General features: G+C 28.4%; 17 protein-coding genes. 9 read left to right on the forward strand and 8 right to left on the reverse strand.

From position 1 onward, the window contains the following. The first annotated feature begins 6 nt into the window (after window positions 1-6). From MARPI_RS03655 to priA, 3 genes are read left to right on the forward strand one after another with little or no spacing between them, the layout of a single operon-like run. Window positions 7-1,317 carry a nucleotidyltransferase gene (locus tag MARPI_RS03655; RefSeq protein ID WP_014296245.1) on the forward strand — a complete coding sequence of 437 codons (1,311 nt, stop codon included), beginning with the start codon at window positions 7-9 and terminating at the stop codon, window positions 1,315-1,317. Beyond that, entirely contained in the window at window positions 1,314-3,305 is a 1,992-nt protein-coding gene (locus MARPI_RS03660) for an alpha-amylase family glycosyl hydrolase (RefSeq protein ID WP_014296246.1), read from the forward strand. The genes MARPI_RS03655 and MARPI_RS03660 overlap by 4 nt, the downstream gene beginning before the upstream one ends. A gap of 4 nt (window positions 3,306-3,309) precedes the next feature. Continuing rightward, window positions 3,310-5,598, forward strand: a complete 2,289-nt coding sequence (gene priA, locus MARPI_RS03665; protein ID WP_014296247.1) for a replication restart helicase PriA — start codon at window positions 3,310-3,312, stop codon at window positions 5,596-5,598. Window positions 5,599-5,645: 47 nt separating this feature from the next. On the opposite strand, the gene MARPI_RS03670 is transcribed toward priA, so the two are convergent. Together MARPI_RS03670 and MARPI_RS03675 are read right to left on the reverse strand one after the other, a co-directional pair. Continuing rightward, on the reverse strand, window positions 5,646-6,458 hold the full coding sequence (locus MARPI_RS03670; RefSeq protein WP_014296248.1) for a flagellin: 813 nt from the start codon (window positions 6,456-6,458) through the stop codon (window positions 5,646-5,648). Between the two features lie 139 nt (window positions 6,459-6,597). Next, window positions 6,598-8,766, reverse strand: a complete 2,169-nt coding sequence (locus MARPI_RS03675) for a methyl-accepting chemotaxis protein (RefSeq protein WP_041638481.1) — start codon at window positions 8,764-8,766, stop codon at window positions 6,598-6,600. A 266-nt stretch (window positions 8,767-9,032) separates the two neighbouring features. Here MARPI_RS03675 and MARPI_RS03680 point away from each other — a divergent pair, with 266 nt between their 5' ends. Further along, window positions 9,033-9,488 (forward strand): chemotaxis protein CheW, encoded by a 456-nt coding sequence (locus MARPI_RS03680; protein WP_014296250.1) that lies wholly within the window; start codon window positions 9,033-9,035, stop codon window positions 9,486-9,488. Here MARPI_RS03680 and MARPI_RS03685 read toward each other — a convergent pair whose 3' ends face one another. Next, complete coding sequence (locus tag MARPI_RS03685; protein ID WP_014296251.1) at window positions 9,489-10,670, reverse strand: TolB-like translocation protein; 1,182 nt, start codon at window positions 10,668-10,670, stop codon at window positions 9,489-9,491. It lies immediately after the preceding gene. A gap of 3 nt (window positions 10,671-10,673) precedes the next feature. Then, window positions 10,674-11,111, reverse strand: coding sequence for a GatB/YqeY domain-containing protein (locus MARPI_RS03690; RefSeq protein WP_014296252.1), 438 nt, complete (start codon window positions 11,109-11,111; stop codon window positions 10,674-10,676). A gap of 147 nt (window positions 11,112-11,258) precedes the next feature. Here MARPI_RS03690 and MARPI_RS03695 point away from each other — a divergent pair, with 147 nt between their 5' ends. The 3 genes from MARPI_RS03695 to MARPI_RS03705 are packed head-to-tail and all read left to right on the forward strand — an operon-like array spanning window position 11,259 to window position 13,270. Continuing rightward, window positions 11,259-11,900, forward strand: a complete 642-nt coding sequence (locus tag MARPI_RS03695; RefSeq protein ID WP_014296253.1) for a TetR/AcrR family transcriptional regulator — start codon at window positions 11,259-11,261, stop codon at window positions 11,898-11,900. A 19-nt stretch (window positions 11,901-11,919) separates the two neighbouring features. Further along, a complete protein-coding gene (locus tag MARPI_RS03700; protein WP_014296254.1) occupies window positions 11,920-13,008 on the forward strand; it encodes an NAD(P)H-dependent flavin oxidoreductase in 1,089 nt (362 codons plus the stop codon). A 19-nt stretch (window positions 13,009-13,027) separates the two neighbouring features. Continuing rightward, window positions 13,028-13,270: an acyl carrier protein gene (locus MARPI_RS03705; protein WP_014296255.1), complete on the forward strand. Its 243-nt coding sequence runs from the start codon at window positions 13,028-13,030 to the stop codon at window positions 13,268-13,270. A gap of 55 nt (window positions 13,271-13,325) precedes the next feature. Here MARPI_RS03705 and MARPI_RS03710 read toward each other — a convergent pair whose 3' ends face one another. The 4 genes from MARPI_RS03710 to MARPI_RS03725 are packed head-to-tail and all read right to left on the reverse strand — an operon-like array spanning window position 13,326 to window position 15,312. Then, on the reverse strand, window positions 13,326-14,114 hold the full coding sequence (locus MARPI_RS03710; protein WP_014296256.1) for an ATP-binding cassette domain-containing protein: 789 nt from the start codon (window positions 14,112-14,114) through the stop codon (window positions 13,326-13,328). A 13-nt stretch (window positions 14,115-14,127) separates the two neighbouring features. Then, a complete protein-coding gene (locus MARPI_RS03715) occupies window positions 14,128-14,754 on the reverse strand; it encodes a hypothetical protein (RefSeq protein ID WP_014296257.1) in 627 nt (208 codons plus the stop codon). 10 nt (window positions 14,755-14,764) lie between these two features. Continuing rightward, window positions 14,765-14,992 (reverse strand): hypothetical protein, encoded by a 228-nt coding sequence (locus MARPI_RS03720; RefSeq protein ID WP_014296258.1) that lies wholly within the window; start codon window positions 14,990-14,992, stop codon window positions 14,765-14,767. 11 nt (window positions 14,993-15,003) lie between these two features. Continuing rightward, window positions 15,004-15,312: an STAS domain-containing protein gene (locus MARPI_RS03725; RefSeq protein ID WP_014296259.1), complete on the reverse strand. Its 309-nt coding sequence runs from the start codon at window positions 15,310-15,312 to the stop codon at window positions 15,004-15,006. Window positions 15,313-15,458: 146 nt separating this feature from the next. Here MARPI_RS03725 and miaB point away from each other — a divergent pair, with 146 nt between their 5' ends. Both miaB and MARPI_RS03735 read left to right on the forward strand, forming a co-directional pair. Then, window positions 15,459-16,811: a tRNA (N6-isopentenyl adenosine(37)-C2)-methylthiotransferase MiaB gene (gene miaB / locus MARPI_RS03730; RefSeq protein ID WP_014296260.1), complete on the forward strand. Its 1,353-nt coding sequence runs from the start codon at window positions 15,459-15,461 to the stop codon at window positions 16,809-16,811. A 121-nt stretch (window positions 16,812-16,932) separates the two neighbouring features. Beyond that, window positions 16,933-18,072 (forward strand): type III PLP-dependent enzyme, encoded by a 1,140-nt coding sequence (locus MARPI_RS03735; protein WP_014296261.1) that lies wholly within the window; start codon window positions 16,933-16,935, stop codon window positions 18,070-18,072. Window positions 18,073-18,085: the final 13 nt, after the last annotated feature.

Consider the following 18,085-nt stretch of genomic DNA (forward strand, 5'->3'; position numbering starts at 1 on the left):
AAATAAATGAAAGTACTTGGCATAATTGTAGAATATAACCCATTCCATAATGGGCATTTTTATCATCTGGAACAGGCAAAAAAATTAATAAATCCCGATTTTACCGTTGCTGTAATGAGTGGAAATTTTGTGCAACGGGGGGAACCTGCTATTTTGAATAAATTTTCAAGAGCAGAAATAGCCTTAAAAATGGGAATAGATATTGTATTTGAACTTCCATTTTTATATTCAATTCAGGATGCTGGCGGATTTGCTCTTGGCTCCATTGGAACTCTTAATAGAACAGAGGTTGTAACAGATATTGTTTTTGGAAGTGAATCCTCTGATGTAGAAACTTTAAATGTTATAGCTGATATACTACATAATCAACCTGAAGAGTATCAAAAACTTTTAAAAATAAAATTAAAAGAAGGATATTCATTTCCAAATGCAAGAAAATACGCACTTATTGATTATTGTATAAAAAACAGTTTATTATCAGAAGAAAAAATACTTATAATAGAAAAATCCAATGATATTTTAGGTGTTGAATATTTAAGAGCTTTAAAAGAATATAATTCAAAAATCATTCCCCATACAATAAAAAGACAGGGTGCAGATTACAATGAAGATAAATTCAAAGGAAAGTTTTCAAGTGCTACAGCTATAAGAAAATTATGGAATGAAAAAAAATATGATCTTATAAAAGATGCAGTTCCAGATATTACTTTTCAAAAAATATTGGAAGAAGAGAAAAATGGAAGGGCACCTATTTTTCTTGAAGATATGGAAATCTCTTTTATTTCGCATCTTAGAACACTTGATAGGGACAAATTAAAAAAATACTATGGTATAAAAGAAGGGTTAGAGCAAAGAATCATCGAAGCAGCAAAACATAATTATACTATTAAAGGATTATTTGAAGATGTAAAAGCAAAAAGATTCACCTATACAAGAATCAAAAGAAGCATATTAAATATTTATTTTGGAATAGAAGAGAAATTAATTACAGAAGCAAATAAAAAAGGGCCACAATATCTAAGAGTTCTTGGATTTACTGAAAAAGGAAGAAAATTACTTTCAATTATGAAAAAAAAGGTAAAATACCCTATTATTACAACACCTTCAAATTATATTTCTATAATAAAAAAAATCGAAAGAGATACATCGAATAATAAAAGAATGTGGAATATAGACAAAAAATTATATTTTGAGATGATAAAATACGATTTTAAGGCTACTAACGTTTATTCTTTATACTATAAAAATAAGGAATATTCTACTTTTGAAAATGATATGAAATTTGGAGCACTATATTTGAAAGGAGATAATACGTGAAAAAATATATTCTTATAATTTTAGTTTTATTACTTTCATTAATAGTCTTTCCTATAAAAATTTCTTTTTATTATACTCAAGATGCATCAAATGTGTATATAACAGGTGATTTTACGAATTTTTCACCTGTTCCTTTAAATAAAACCCAAACAGGCTTATGGAAAACTACATTTAATTTATCAGAAGGCATTTATAAATATCTTTATATAATAGACGGAAAAGAAACTCTGGATTATAAGAATATCAATACAAAATATTTTAATGGAAAAATTTATTCATTATTGATTATAAAAAGAGAGGGTGAAAAAATAGTGGCAGTTGGTGATGGAATAATAAATCTGGCAAAACATGAATTAAAAAGGAAATATATTAATCCTGTAAAAAAAGGCGAAATATATTTAGCTGTTGAAGTTAAAAAAAATGATGTTGAAGATGTAATATTCGTTGGCAACGGAGAGATTTTAAATAAAGAAATAATAGATTTTTCAGATACATTATTATATAGATTTCACATAAAAACCCCTTCAGATATATTAAAATACCATTTTCTCATAAAAGACGGAAAAACAACCATCCAAATTCCCGAAAATAATTTTTTCTTTGATTTTGAAAATCCTGCTATTAAATATTTTGACGTGCCAGAATGGGCAAAAGGAAGAATATTCTATCAAATATTTCCTGAAAGATTTAGAAACGGCAACAAAGATAATGACCCGATATATACAAATAACTGGAATGGACCATATACTCAGGAATCACTTGGTTCACATAGTTTTTATGGCGGGGATTTACAGGGAGTTATAGATTCTATTGATTATCTTACAGAACTTGGTATCGAAGGAATATATTTCAATCCTATTTTTGAGTCAGTTTCAAGTCATAAATATGATACAAAAGATTATTTAAAAATTGATCCGCATTTTGGCGATGATAATTTATTTGCAAAACTTGTAAACAAACTTCACGAAAAAGATATTAAAATTATTCTTGACGGTGTTTTCAATCATTCGGGTGATGAATTCTTTGCCATGGAAGATATTTTCAAAAAACAGGATAATTCAAAATATCTCAATTGGTATTATATAAAGAAATTTCCTGTAATAAAATCACCTGAAAGTTATGAATGCTGGTGGGGATATCCAGATTTACCAAAATTAAACATAGACAATCCAGAAGTAAAAGCTTATTTTTCAAGAATAATTGGCAAATGGATGGAATTTGATATTGACGGTTGGAGACTTGATGCTGTAGAACAAATTAAAGACTCATTCTGGGAAGATTTTTTTAGGCCTTTAGTAAAAGGAATTAATGATAATGCACTTATAAGCGGTGAATACTGGAAAGATTCCACACATTATTTTGAAAAACCCGCATTTGATACAGTAATGAATTATCTGTTTAGAGATGCTGCTATATTATATGCAAAAGGTGGAAGCGCATCATATTTTATAAAAAATACCAATGACTATTTAAAAAAATATCCACCTCAGGTATGGCATATATTATGGAATCTTCTTGATAGCCATGATACACCAAGAATTTTGCATGAATTAAACGGCGATGTGCAACGCTTTAAAATAGCTGTAGCCTTACAAATGACATTTATTGGAGCACCTTTAATATATTATGGAGATGAAATTGGACTTGATGGTGGTGGAGACCCCTGGTGTAGAAAGCCTTTCCCATGGGATAAAAGCAAATGGAACAAAGATATTTTAAACTACTATAAATCATTAATAAAATTAAGAAAAGAAAATCCTGCTTTGCGATACGGTGATTATATTATATTAAAGAAAAAATTAGGCACTTTAATTTATAAACGAGTTTATAATAATAACGAGGTAATCGTTATTACCAATTCGAGAAAAACACCTGCAAAAATAAATCTAGAACTTAATAATGAATATATAGATTACTTTACAAAAGAAAAAATTACCAAAATCAATAAAGTAAATGGATTGGAAATAAAAATCTTAATAAGGCAGTGAAAATATGTATCACTATTATGAAATAGCCGTATTTGGAACATATACATATAACACATATACATATAAATCAACAAATCAACTAACACCCGGCCAACGGGTGTTAGTTGATTTTAGAAATCAGCAAAAAATAGGCATTATACTTTCAGAAACCTCTGAAAAACCTTATAATGTAAAAGAAATAGAATTATTACTCGATGAAAAACCTTTAATCTCGCAAAAACATATTGAATTAATAAAAGAAGCTTCTATAAAATTTTTAATGCCAATAAGCGAGATTGCAAAAATTGTTTTTCCGCCAATTTCTTCTGATAGAACTCGCATTAAAATAATACCAAAATCGCCTTTAGCTCCTATTGAAAAAACTATTTTTATAAACGAATTTTATAAAAAATTCAAAACAAAAAAGGAAGCAAACAAAAAATTAAAACAATTGCTTGAAAATCATATAGTTTCTCTTGAATTGTACTATAAAAGAAAAATCGAAAAAAAAGATAGGTATATATCCTTAAACTTAGACTTAAATCAATTACTTGAACAAAAAGTTTCTCAGGCTGGAATGAATATAATAAATTTTCTTCAGGAAAACAACGGTTGTGTAATAGAAAAAGAATTATATCAAAATAATATAATAAAACCTGGGTCTACCGCATTAAAAACATTAATAAAAAAAGGAATTATTTCTTATACAGATTATAAAAAGGAAACACCTTTTAAGGTTTCACTTACTGAAAAACAAAAGGAAATACTTGAAAAAATACTATATTCAAATAAAAATATAGAGTTATTATATGGAGTTACCGGAAGTGGTAAAACAGAAATATTCTTTGAAGCTATGGAATCATACTTTAAAAACGAAAAAAAAGTCATGATATTATTACCAGAAATTTCTTTAACCCCACAATTAATCTCAAGAATAAATAATAGATTCCCTGATAAAAAAATAGGAGTTTATCATTCTGGTATTTCTCCTGCAGAAAAAATCAAAACATGGTATGAAGCTGTAAATGGTGAAATTGATATACTTGTTGGAGCAAGAAGTGCTGTATGGATTCCCCTGAAAAATCTGGGACTTGTTATTGCCGATGAAGAACATGATCAATCATTTTATCAATTTGATCAATTATCCTATGACGCCATAGAAGTAATATATTTAAGATCAAAAATAGAAGATATAAAGGTTATATTATCTTCAGCAACTCCAACAATACGTGAAATGAAAAACGCTTTTGAAGGTAAGATAAATCTACACAAACTTCAAGAACGTGTATTTACGCAAATGCCGGACATAGAAATTATTGACATAAAAAAAGAAGAAAAGGTTAGCTGGATTTTTACAAAAAAGGTTATAAAAGAAATTAGTAAAACGCTAAGCAATAACAAAAAAGTGCTTATCTTTTCTCCCACCAAGGGATATGCAAACTATTTGATCTGCACAAATTGTGGTGAAATAATTAAATGTAAACATTGTGATATTTCACTAACCTATCATAAACATACCAAAAAGCTTAAATGTCATTATTGTGGATATGAAACAAATGTACCACCAGTATGTCCAAAATGTGGTTCTCCAACTCTTCAATCACGAGGATATGGAACAGAACGCGTGGTAAATGAAATATTGAGATTTTTCCCTTCAAGAAAAGTAGTTAGAATTGATAGAGAAATTATAAAAACTCACGAAGACTTAGAAAACGCTTTTAACGAAATAAAAAAAGAAGAACCTATGATTATAGTTGGAACAAAAATGATAACAAAAGGATTGGATATTAGTGACATAAAATTGGTAATAGTTTTAGACAGCGACAGATACTTGAGCTTTCCAGAATATACATCATTTGAACATACCGCATCATTATTAATTCAGGTTGCCGGTCGTTCTGGAAGAAGAGAAAAAGGAAAGGTTATAATTCAAACCTTTAAATCTGGAGAAGATTTTTTTGATGCTGTCAAAAATCATGATTATGATAAAATCATAGATTTAGAACTAAGCAATAGAAAAAAATTCAATTATCCACCTTTTTCTCAATTAATTATCTTTCTCTTTTCAAATGAAGATAAAAATAAAGCTTATAAAGAGGCCTTTGATTTTTATGAAGAAATAAATGACTTATTTGACAACTCAATTGAAATTCTTGAACCAACAGAACCGTTAATTCCTAAATTGAGAGGATTATATAGATATCAGGTTATTATTAAAGATAATATTAATGATCAAGAAAAATTAATGGAAATAATAAAAGAATATGGTAAGAAATGCTATATATACGTAAATCCTCCTACAACTTTATTATAAATAACAAAAAAGGGCAGAAAATCTGCCCTTTTTGCTTTACATTATATTTAAGGAGATTGCAATATGTTTAATACTGATGCTGCATTCATCTGACCTGTTTGACCTAACAACATTGTACTCATCTGTTGTAAATTTTGAGTTTTCATGTATTCTGCCATACTTCTTGCCATTTCCGTATCAGCTATTCTGCTATTAGCAGCTGTTGTATCTTCTACATTTCTTAAAACATTATTTGCAGCTGCTTCTAATCTTCTTGTATATGTTCCAACCTGAGTTCTGGTTCCATTCAACTGTTCCAGAGCCTGATCCAACGTTTTAATTGTAGTATTGATATCATCTGTTGTATCCAATTTCAAATCATTTAAATTAAGTGCTTCAGGCCTTAAATCTGCAATCTGTGCATTTAAATTATTACTTCCATTCTGATCAAGAGTAATATTAACATTAAACTCACCATTTAGCAGTTGTTTATTATTAAATTGTGTATTTCTTACGGTATCTCTAATTTGCATTTTTAACTGCTCAAATTCCTGCTGAATGGCATCCTTTTCTTCAGCAGTTAACGTCCCATTTCCTGCTCTCACAGCCAATTCTCTCATTCTTCCAACAGTTTCCTGAATCGAACCAATTCCCTGATCTGCAACATTCATTGCACCAATACCATCATAAATATTTCTTGCTGCTTGATAACCTGATCTAATCTGATTATCCATTTTCTGAGCAATAGCCATACCTGCTGGATCCACTCCAGCATTAATCAATCTATTACCGCTTGCTAATTGTTGTGACTTTTTTAATAACAAATTAGATAGTGTCGATAATTGATTTGTTTGATTTAAATAATTATTACCAATTCTCATATGGGATCCCTCCCTTTAATTTCTTCCTATACCCTTAGACTAATTATACCAAAAAAAGTTCAATATTAACATAAATTTTACTTAAAACTTTATATATTATGTTAGGTATTATAAAAAAGTGCGCATAAATGCGCACTTTTTAGTATTTAAATCTTTGAACAAAAGAATTCATTTCATCTATCATATCTTCGAGATTATCAATTAAAGCATCAAAATCTTTTATTTTAACCTTCTGTTTTTCCATCATTCCAGAAACTTCTTCAACCTCTTCAGTTATATTCTGTATTGAAACTGAAATTGCCTCTATTGCTTTTGTTATTTCAGAAGTAGAAACTTTCTGTTGATTTGAAATATTTGCAGTGTGTTCAACCATTTCAGAAATAGAATTAATCTCTGTCAAAATATTTTCCATTTGCATACCTATATTCTTTACAGATTCAACTATGGTATTTACTGTTTTAGTTATATTTGAACTTTCTTCAAGTGCTTCACTTGCATCATCAACTAACTCTTTTAAATTTTCTGTTATACTATTTGCCGAAAGGTTTGATTCATCTGCCAATTTTCTTATTTCATCAGCAACAACAGCAAAACCTTTTCCGGCTTCTCCTGCTCTTGCAGCTTCTATTGCAGCATTTAATGCTAATAAATTAGTTTGCTTTGATATCTCTGTAATCTTACCAACAATATCTTCAATTTCTTTACTCTTGTCAAATAGCTTTATAATCATAGAATTACTTTTTTCAATTAATTTTTCAATACTTACAATATCATTTATCATAACCTGTATATCTTTTTTACTGTTTAACGCATTATTTGATATTTCAAGTGTTTTATTATTTAAATCCTGAGCAGCATTTGAAACCATATCTGCTCCAGATGTAATCTCTTCAATATTTGCAGTTGTTTCTTCTGCAGATGATGCAACAACTTCGAGATTTTCTTTAATTCTATTAAACGATGTAAATGTTTCTTCTGAAATCTTGCTTAACTCACCTGCTGAAGCATCAAGATTATCCTCTACGCCTCTTAATGTTTTTGCATATTTATTAAATGATTCAAGTATATTTTTTATTGTAGCTTTTAACTGATTAAATAAGTTAGCTATAAGACCTATTTCATCCTTACGCTTAATATGCAACTCATCTCTTAAATCGCCCGTAGTAACCTTTTTAACATTAGTTTCTATTTTCTTTATTGGTTTAGTCAATGAATTTGAAACAACAATTGAAATAATAACCGCAAATACTATAGTAACTAAAATAATTGAAATTAAGATACTCTTTAATTTATTTACAATATGAAATGCCTCAGATTCGCTTTCTTCAATAATTAAATACAATTTTTCATTTTTAAGTTTAATCTCACCTTTTACACCAACCACAGATTTATTCTCAAAATTCTTATATGTAACCAATTTCTTTTCCTGGCCTGGAAGCAATTTATTATCTATAATACTTCCTGTTTTCAATCCATCAATTGAAGTTATAAGCATATTGTTTGCATTTACAATATAGATATTTAAGTCCTGAGAATTATTTAATTGTGCAAAAATATCCTTTACAACTTTTTCAAAATTCACAGCTATAACAATATAACCATACCTTGCATATCTATAAATAAATGGCTTACCAATAAATAAAATAGGCTTATTTTGTTTATACTTATAAATTTCTATATTGGAAAAATCTATATAAGTCTTTTCATCATTTTGCTTTTTTAATTCTTTATATAACTTTCCAAGAGCAGTATTTGAAAGTTCGTTATTCTTTTCGAGATTCTCTGTAAATTCTTCACCTTTTTTTAAGGAATAAATTATATCTCCTTCTTTGTTTATTAAATAAATATCTGTGATATACTGTGAAAAAGCAAATTGAACTAAATTTGGATGATATTTTCTATGCAAAAGATTATAATCAGAAATTGAAAATTCATCATCGCCATATTTTTCAAGATTATCTTCATCAACAGAAGTCAATTTATATCTTTCTTCAATTTTATATGGATTGGATGTTGCATAAACATCTTTTAAATTTTTTATATCTTCAAACCCTTTAAAATATGAATTCATACTTTTAATCATAATTGGAAGATACTGGAAATTTTCGATGCTCTTAATTGCATTTTTATATTTATCAATAAGCATGGAAATTTCAAAATTTCTCGATTCCAAAATATTAACAAAATTTGTTTCTATCTGTTGTGTCATCATATCCTGAGAATTTTTTATGGAAAAGTATCCCAGAATAAATAAAGGAACCAATATTCCCAGAAGAAAAATCAAAAGTAATTTATACTTTAAATTCAATTACATCACACCCTTCCTGAATTTTTTATTCTACATTACGCATTATACAAAAAAAACCGCCTTTCTAAGTTAACCTAATGATAACTATTTTTTAAGAGAAAATATATTTTTTCAAACAATTCGATTACCAAACTAATTTATAAAAAAGTTATATAAATGCAACAAAAATAAAACGATATAAAAATTATATTGGTATATATGAAATACAGTAAAATTATGATATAATATGAATATAGAAACTAACATGGATATAAGGAGGGAGAATTATGTCTGTTGAATTAAAAGCTGTAAGTTTTAGTGTTGATGATGAAAAATTTGCTATTGATATTAATCACATCGACACAGTTATCGAATATCAAAAAACAACAAAAATTCCTGAATCCTCAGATTTTATTGAAGGAATTGTTAATTTCAGGGATGGAGTAATTCCTATAATTAACTTAAGGGTTAAATTTAATTATCCACAATTTGAAGATAAATTGAAAGCCAAAGTTCTGGTAGTTAAAATTGAAGATAAAAAATATGGTTTAATGGTCGATGAAGTAAAAGAAGTTATGACAATAACTCAGGAACAAATTGAAGAAGCACCAGAAGTTGGAGGAACAAAAGCAAATTATATAACAGGTATTATAAAAACAAAAGACAGTATGATTTTCTTAATCGATGTTGAAAAAATACTTACAGAAGAAGAAAAAATCGAAATAGAAAAAGCAATAAAATAATTATTTTATTCTAACTGCAAAGATATCCGGTTCTCCATTTTTATAATACAGAGAAAATAAAACTATATCATTATAAATTGACGGATAAAATGCGTCATCAGAGATTCCAAGAGTTATTGGAATCTCTTTTTTGGTTTTATTGTTATATAAAATTATAGTATAGTAACCTTTATACAATCTTGAAAAAACCAGATTATCTTTATTTCCAAAAGGGTCAACTTCATTTAAATCTGTATCAATTAATGGATAAATACCTTCTTTTCTCTTTTCATATATTCCAAATTGCCCGCTTTTTGGATCTTCCATTTGAAAAATAAGTTTATTATTCAATATTCCTGGAATATATTTTGTTGTACCTTCCAGGTTTGTAATTTTTTCTAACTCATTGCTTTTTATAGAATATTTATATATTTCCGTCCAGATTTTACCATTTAATTCTTCAATTGAAAAATACACATTTCCATTTTCGTAATATGGACTATATGCATTAAAAGATTCATTTGAAATTCTTTTAATTTCTTCTGTATCCGGATTATACATAACAACATCCCATTTTCCATAAAGAGAAGTTTGAAAAATAAAAGTTCCATCTTCAGTAATATTCGGAAAATACTCTGAAGAAAAATCAAGTGAAACATTAAAATATTTCTCTTTTTCAAAATCATATCCCCAGATATTTCTATTTCCAATATATCTATCTGAAATAAAAATCAGTTTATTTCCATCTTTTGACATCTTAGGATATTCGTCTATCCCGTCCCAATAAGTTAATTGTAAAATATGCCATCGTTTATCTTTCTTATAACGTGCAAATGAAATTTTCTCTAAAACCCTTACAACAAAATTATTCAACCATTTATCGTTATCCTTTATTCTTTCAGATAAATCAATTTCTTCATCTTCAAAATTCGCAACTATTCTTATAATATTTTGAGATGCATCATCTGAAATACCTATTTTTAATGCCACATTATCCAAAGTCATATTATTTGTATCTTTTTCAATAGACTTTGTATAAACCCTATATGTATACGATAACTTATCCTTCAACAAATCAAAAACACGAGAAGCAATCCAGGAATCTGAATTGCTCTCTAAAATTGCTATTTCTTTTTTAAATGAAATCTGTGAAAATCCTAAAACTACCAGACTAAAAAATACAATTAATAAAAATTTCTTCATATATTATCCCAATAATTTTTTAACAATTTGATTAACCTTTTTACCATCAGCTTTTCCTTTTAATTCTGCCATAGCCTTTCCCATTACCTGACCAAACTTTGCTCCTTCGCCAAGTTCTTCTATAACCTTTTTAACAACCTTTTCAATTTCTTCATCTGACATTTCTGGTGGTAAATATTTTTTCAGTATCTCTATTTCATATACTTCATCATCAACTAAATCTTCTCTACCAGCATTTTTATACTGTTCAATAGAATCCTGCCTCATTTTTATTTGTTTTCTGATTAATGCAAGAATTTCTTCATCTGTTAATTCTTCTCCTTTATCAACCTCTGCCTTTTTTATTTCTGTTTTTAAAATTTTTATAGCGTTTAATGCTTTTGTATTTTTCTCTTTCATATATTTTTTTAAATCTTCATTTAATAACTTTTTCAATTCCATCAATACCAACCTCCACAAATATTATTTATATAGTTATTATATCATATTTATTGAATTTATCAACCTCATCTCCATTAACTAAACTTGACACTTTTAAAAAAACATGATATAATTTTCGAGAAAAATGACTGATGGTCAGGTGAAAATATGCCAAGAAGAAATTTAAGCGAAGAAGAAATACAAAGAAAAAAAAGAATAATAATGCATGAAGCAAAGAAACTTTTCTTTGAAAAAGGTTTTGAAAATACATCGATGTCTGAAATTGCTAAAGCTTCCAAAATGGCAAAAGGTACTATTTATTTGTATTTTTCAAATAAAAAGGACTTATACTTTTCTCTTGTATATGAAGGCCTTGAAATACTTGAAAAATTAATAATTTCATATATTCAAAAAGAAAAAAATGCACTAAATAAAATTTTATCCATGGGTAGAGCATACATTCAATTTTATAGAGAATATCCAGACTATTATAGCTTTGTAATAAAATATGAATCTGAAAAAGCAGATCTCGACCCTGAAGAACCAAAAGTTGTATCCACTTATGAAAAAAGCGAAAAAATATATGACATATTAAAACTACTTATTTTAAAAGGCCTTGAAGATGGCTCTATTAGAAAAGATATAGATAAAGATAAATTAGCTGCATTACTATGGCTACAAACAATAGGTATAGTCCAACAATATGAATTAAGAAAAAAATTATATGAAAACTGGAATGAATTTGTAGCAGAATCAATACTGGATTTTTATATTGATTTTATGAAAAAAACATTAGAACCAAGGGATTAATCCCTTTTTTCTTTAAAAAATAAATGACCACCGGTCATCAAAAAGGGGTGAGAATATTTTCAAAGGTTTAAAAATAGGAGAATTAACAACAAAATATCCGCTTGTACAGGGAGGAATGGCTGTAGGAATTTCACTGGATAATCTTGCAGGAGCAGTAGCTAAAGCTGGAGGAATAGGTGTAATAGGTACAGCAGGAATAGGATTATTTGAAAATATGAAAAATTATAAAGAAGCAAGTAAAATTGCTTTAAAGAAATTTATTAGAAGTGCTAAAGAAAAAGCTAATGGTGGAGTAGTTGGGGTTAATATTATGGTGGCACTAACTAATTATTCTGACATGGTAAAAACAGCTATAGATGAAGGAATCGACATTATATTTTCTGGAGCAGGATTACCATTATCTTTACCTTCATATTTAACAGAAAAAACAAAAACAAAATTGGTTCCTATAGTATCTTCTGTAAAAGCTGCACAGGTAATTATAAAAAGATGGGTTTCAAAGTATAATTATATTCCCGATGCAATAGTTCTTGAAGGTCCAAAGGCAGGAGGACATCTCGGTTTTAAAAACAAAGAGGAAATCTTTTCAGAAAAAAATTCGCTTGAAAATCTTGTTCCACAATTAAAAGAGTTTTTGATTTCTATTGAAAAGAAATACGGAAAAAAAATTCCATTAATTGCCGGTGGAGGTTTATTTTCAAAAGACGATGTAAAAAAAATTTTAGATCTTGGAGCAGATGGCGTTCAAATGGCTACAAGATTTATTGCAACAGAAGAATGCGATGCACATGAAAATTTCAAAAAGGCCATTATCAATGCAAAATCCGATGATATAACAATAATAAAAAGTCCTGTAGGAATGCCTGGAAGAGCTATTAAAAATAATTTTATTGTTGCTGTTGAAAATGGTGAAAAGAAACCCTTTGAATGCAGATATCATTGTATAAAAACCTGTGATTTCAAAACAACGCCTTATTGTATAGCAAAAGCTTTATATAATGCAGCAATTGGTGATCTTGAAAATGGTTTTGTATTCACAGGCGCATCGGTTGAAAAAATAACAAAAATAGAAAAAGTTGAAAATATTATTAAAGAATTATTTGAATAACTTCAAGGAGGTATAAAAAATGGACAGAAAAGAATTATTTGAAAAAGTAGCAGAAATTATATCAGAAAGTTTAAGTATTGACAGAGAAAAAATCACAGAAGATGCTGTATTAACAGATGATCTTGAACTTGATTCATTGGAATTGGTTGATTTAACAATGGACTTTGAATCTGAATTGGGGATATCAATTGATGATTCAGAATTAGAAAATATAAAAACAGTGGGAGATATTGTAGAAATATTATCAAAAAAAGCTGTTTAATAAATTAACCATTCTGGAATCCTCAAACAAAAAGCCCACTTTTTAAAAGTGGGCCTTATTTTTTTAAATATCCAAGAACGACTTCTCTAAAATCAGGAGTTCTTCCAATATCTTCATTGGTTTTTACCAGAATACCATCATCAAGTGGCATAATTATTTCCATTTCTTCTGTCATTTCGCTTTGCTTAACTATTTTATGCGCATTTAATGCCTCCTGTATATCACCCTCAAATGTAGTTTTTCCGGAGTTTATAATTGCAAATCTACTTGAAATAAGTTCCACTTCTTCTATATGATGGGTTGACATTATTACTATATTCTCGCCATTAGAAACAAATTCTTTCAGCAATTTAAGTATTTTGTCTTTTTTTACAGGGTCTATATTCTGTGTTGGCTCGTCCAATATCATTATTTTTGTATTTGATGCAAGCATGAGAATTATATAAAATAATGTTTTCATCCCAGAAGAATAGGCATTGAGCGGCTTTGTAATAGGCAAATTAAACTCCATCATCAATTCCTTATATCTTTTATCATTCCATTTAGGATAAAGGATTTTCCACAATTCTGCATAATCATAGGGGTATAACCCCTTAAACACCACTCTGTCTTCTAACAAAACAGAAATATTTCTTTTTCTAAATTTATTTAATGTCTTTCCATCAATTAAAACCTTTCCATTATCAGGTTTTAAATCACCATATATACATTTTAATGTTGTAGTTTTTCCAGCACCGTTTGGACCAACTAAAACATATATATCTCCTGAATTTACTGTTAAATTCACATCTATTAATGCCGGTTTTGGTCCATATGATTTCTCTAAATTTATAACCTCTATCATAATTTCACCTCTATTATTTTAAGGTATTAAATAAAAACCACGCTACAATTATTAATATTATCCCTATACCCAGCAGTGTAAAAATTTTATTCTTACTTCTTGTATAATTTGAAGAATCGGTAAAATGAAAAATAAACATAGACGCAAAAAACAAAAATACTGAAATTATATTTATAAAAATATTTTTTTGCATAACTACACTATAATCGCTTATAACACTATTTGATTTCAAGAAGAGATCTATAACCCATATTACAATTGGAACATATATTCCTCCCAGTCCTTTTATTGAAGATAAAACGCTTAACCCATAAAAAAAAGCAAAAAAAAGCAAAGAAAGCATCAGTGTTTTTAAATCGTTATTTTTGGTAATTCCAAAATATATTCCCTTAGATAATAAAAATATACTGGCTCCAAAAATATAATAAGAAAGGTATATCTCATACTTTGATACTGGCAAAGTTGAAATGAGAGCATAATTTTTTGTTTCTAATTCCCTGGTTAAAATTGTTGATGCGAAAATAACAGCAAACAAATTACCAAGATCTCCCGGTAGAAATAACAATGCAGAAATAATTATTATTATATATGGTTTTTGCCTTAATTCTTTTTCAAAAACAAAACGCAATGTTCTATACATTTAAATCACCTCATTTTTTTAATATTAGCATAAACTCAAATGGTGGCATAAAATTGGTAATTATTAGCAAAATCATAATAAAAAACAAAGCAAGATACAACCATTTACCTTTTTCAAAAACCATAGAAAAAGCAATAACAGCAAGAGCTTCTATGATAATTGGCAATATTGGAATTGTAGCGAAAAAAACACCTATTAACGATATTACCAAAGCAATTACAACCCATAATAACCTCATAAAATCTCCCCCTATTTTTGAATATTAAAAACTTCCTGAAGTTTTAATAACCCAAAAAGTTTTTGAATTTTATCATCCATATTTATCAATAGCAATTCCTTACCATGTTCTTCCAAACGTTTTTGATAGGAAATCAATTGTCCTATTCCAGTGCTATCAATAGTCATAAGATTTGAAAAATCTATTATAACCCTGTTTATATCTTTCTTATTCACAAATTCATTCATTTCATTATTAAAGTCATGAATATCATAAAGGGTAAATTCACCAATAAGCTTTGCTGTAACCAATTTATTCCTCTTAACTATAACTATTTGCATAATCTCCCTCCACAAATATTATTTTCTATACTTTTATTATATCACATAAACAACTTCATAACCTTTATATAAATTTAAAATCAGATAATATTAGTGGTAATAATAATAAGGTATTATTAATAGAAAATTCAAACGGAGGTGAAACAGTGAAATTCTATATTAAGACATTTGGATGCCAGATGAATGTAAATGAATCAGAAATTATGACTGGTATCCTGGAAAAAGAAGGCTTCGAATGGACAGAAAATCCACAAGAAGCCGATGTTATTATCTTAAACAGCTGTGCTGTACGTGAAAAAGCAGAAAATAAGTTATATGGCGCTATTGGAAGTTACGGAAAGTTAAAAAAGAAAAAAGAAGACCTTATTATTGCTGTAGGAGGTTGTGTTGCTGAAAAAGAAAAGGAAAACATTATTCAGAGATTTCATGAAGTAAATTTCGTCTTTGGAACAAGAAATTACATGAATATCAAAAAATTCATAGATAGAGCAAAACGCTCAAAAAAACGCTTTGTTGATTTAAGCGATGAAATTGATAAAATATCAGCTGATTTACCAAAACATCCATACAGCAAACATCATGGCTGGATTAATATAATATACGGTTGTAATAAATACTGTACATACTGTATTGTTCCATATACAAGACATCTTGAAAAAAGTAGACCCGTTGAAGATATTATAAAAGAAGTAAAATACTATAACGATAATGGATACAGAGAAATTACCTTTTTAGGTCAAAACGTTGATTCTTACGGAAAAGATTTTGGAGACGGAAAACCAAAATTAAATATATTAATAAAAGAAGCTGCAAAATACGATTCCATAGAAAGAATATGGTTTTTAACTTCATATCCATCAGACATTACAGACGATTTAATCGAAGAAGTTGCAAATAATCCAAAAGCTGCAAAAAATTTCCATTTACCTGTACAGGCTGGAAGCAACAATATCTTAAGAGCAATGAACAGAAAATACACAAGAGAATATTATCTTGAATTATTGGAAAAAATTAAAAAAACAGTTCCTAAGGTTACCATCTCAAGTGATATAATAGTTGGATTCCCTGGCGAAACAGATGAAGATTTCGAAGAAACTGTAGAACTTGTAAAAAAAGCACGTTATGAACGATTAAACCTTGCTGAATATTCACCACGCGAAGGTACAATTTCAGCAAAATACTATGAAGACAATATTCCAAAAAGGATTAAAAATAAAAGATTTCAATATCTTATGAATATTCAAAAACAAATTAACCACGAAGAAAATGAAAAATATCTCGATAAAGTTTTAACCGTTATACAGGAAAATAAAACAAAATCGGGAGCATACTTAGGAAGAACGATAAATAATAAAGTTGTAATATTCGAAAGCAATCCTGAGCTTTCCGGAAAGTTTGTAAAGGTTAAAATCAATAAAATTTCAGCTGGTCCATTATATGGAGAAGTTGTGGCTATCGAAGGAAGCTCCGAATTTAATAAAATAGAAAGTTATATATAACTTAAAGGTCCCGTTCGGGACCTTTTTCATAACTCGAATATATTGTTAAACAAAAGCGTTAGTAATAGTAACATTTATATTTTATCATTTATGTACATTATTTTTTGTGGGAGGGAAAATTATGGAAGTTAACGAATTGATAAGAGAGGCTGCTAAAAAACTTGAAACACCATTTTTGGTTCTTGATATTGAGCAGGTAAAAAAGAATTATATTAGATTAAAAAATTCCATGAAAAAGGTTGATATCTTTTACGCCGTTAAAGCAAACTCACACATTGAAATCTTAAAGGCATTAAGGGATCTTGGTTCATCATTTGATGTAGCTTCTGTGGGAGAGATAGATAAATTATTATCCATTGGAGTTAGTCCAAAAAGAATGAGTTTTGGTAATCCGATAAAAAAAGAAAAAGACATTGAATACGCCTGGAAATTAGGCATTGAATATTTCTCCGTTGATAGCGAAATGGAAGTTGAAAAGGTTGCACGTAGAGCTCCAGGAGCTAAAGTATATGCACGAATAGCAACAAGTTCAAACGACAGTGATTGGCCTTTATCTGGAAAATTTGGAACAGATATCGATCATGTAATATCAATATTAAAGTGGGCAAATAGAAATGGACTTGTTCCATATGGAATAAGCTTTCACGTTGGTTCTCAATCATATAACAAATATAAATGGCAGGAAGCTATTCTTGAAGCAAGTGTTGTATTTAATAAATTAATGAAAAATGGAATTGAATTAAAAATGCTTAATTTAGGTGGAGGCATTCCTGTAAAACATACAAAACCAATTCCAACAGTTGAGGAAATAGGAGAGGTTGTGGACGAATCAATACAGGAGTATCTATGGAAACATAAAGATTTGATGATTATTACAGAACCGGGACGTTCAATGGTTGGCGATGCAGGTATACTTGTCTCAAAAGTTATTTTAAAAAGCAGAAAAGGTGCAAAACAATGGGTATACCTTGATGTTGGCGTTTTCCACGGATTAATGGAAACAATAGAAAACTTTCAATACGAAATTCAAGTTGAAGGAAAAAGTTATGACAAAACTGGAGTATTCACTCTTGCAGGGCCAACCTGTGACAGTGTAGATACAATTTACGAAGATATTTTATTACCTGCTGATATAGATTATGAAGATATTGTTTATTTTATAAACGCTGGTGCATACACCGTTGAGTATGGTTCTTCATTCAACGGTATAGAACCACCAAAGGTTTATACAATTGATGAATTAAAAGAATTGATAAAATAATAAGACAAAATAA

The organism is Marinitoga piezophila KA3 (assembly GCF_000255135.1).
Classification (GTDB): domain Bacteria; phylum Thermotogota; class Thermotogae; order Petrotogales; family Petrotogaceae; genus Marinitoga; species Marinitoga piezophila.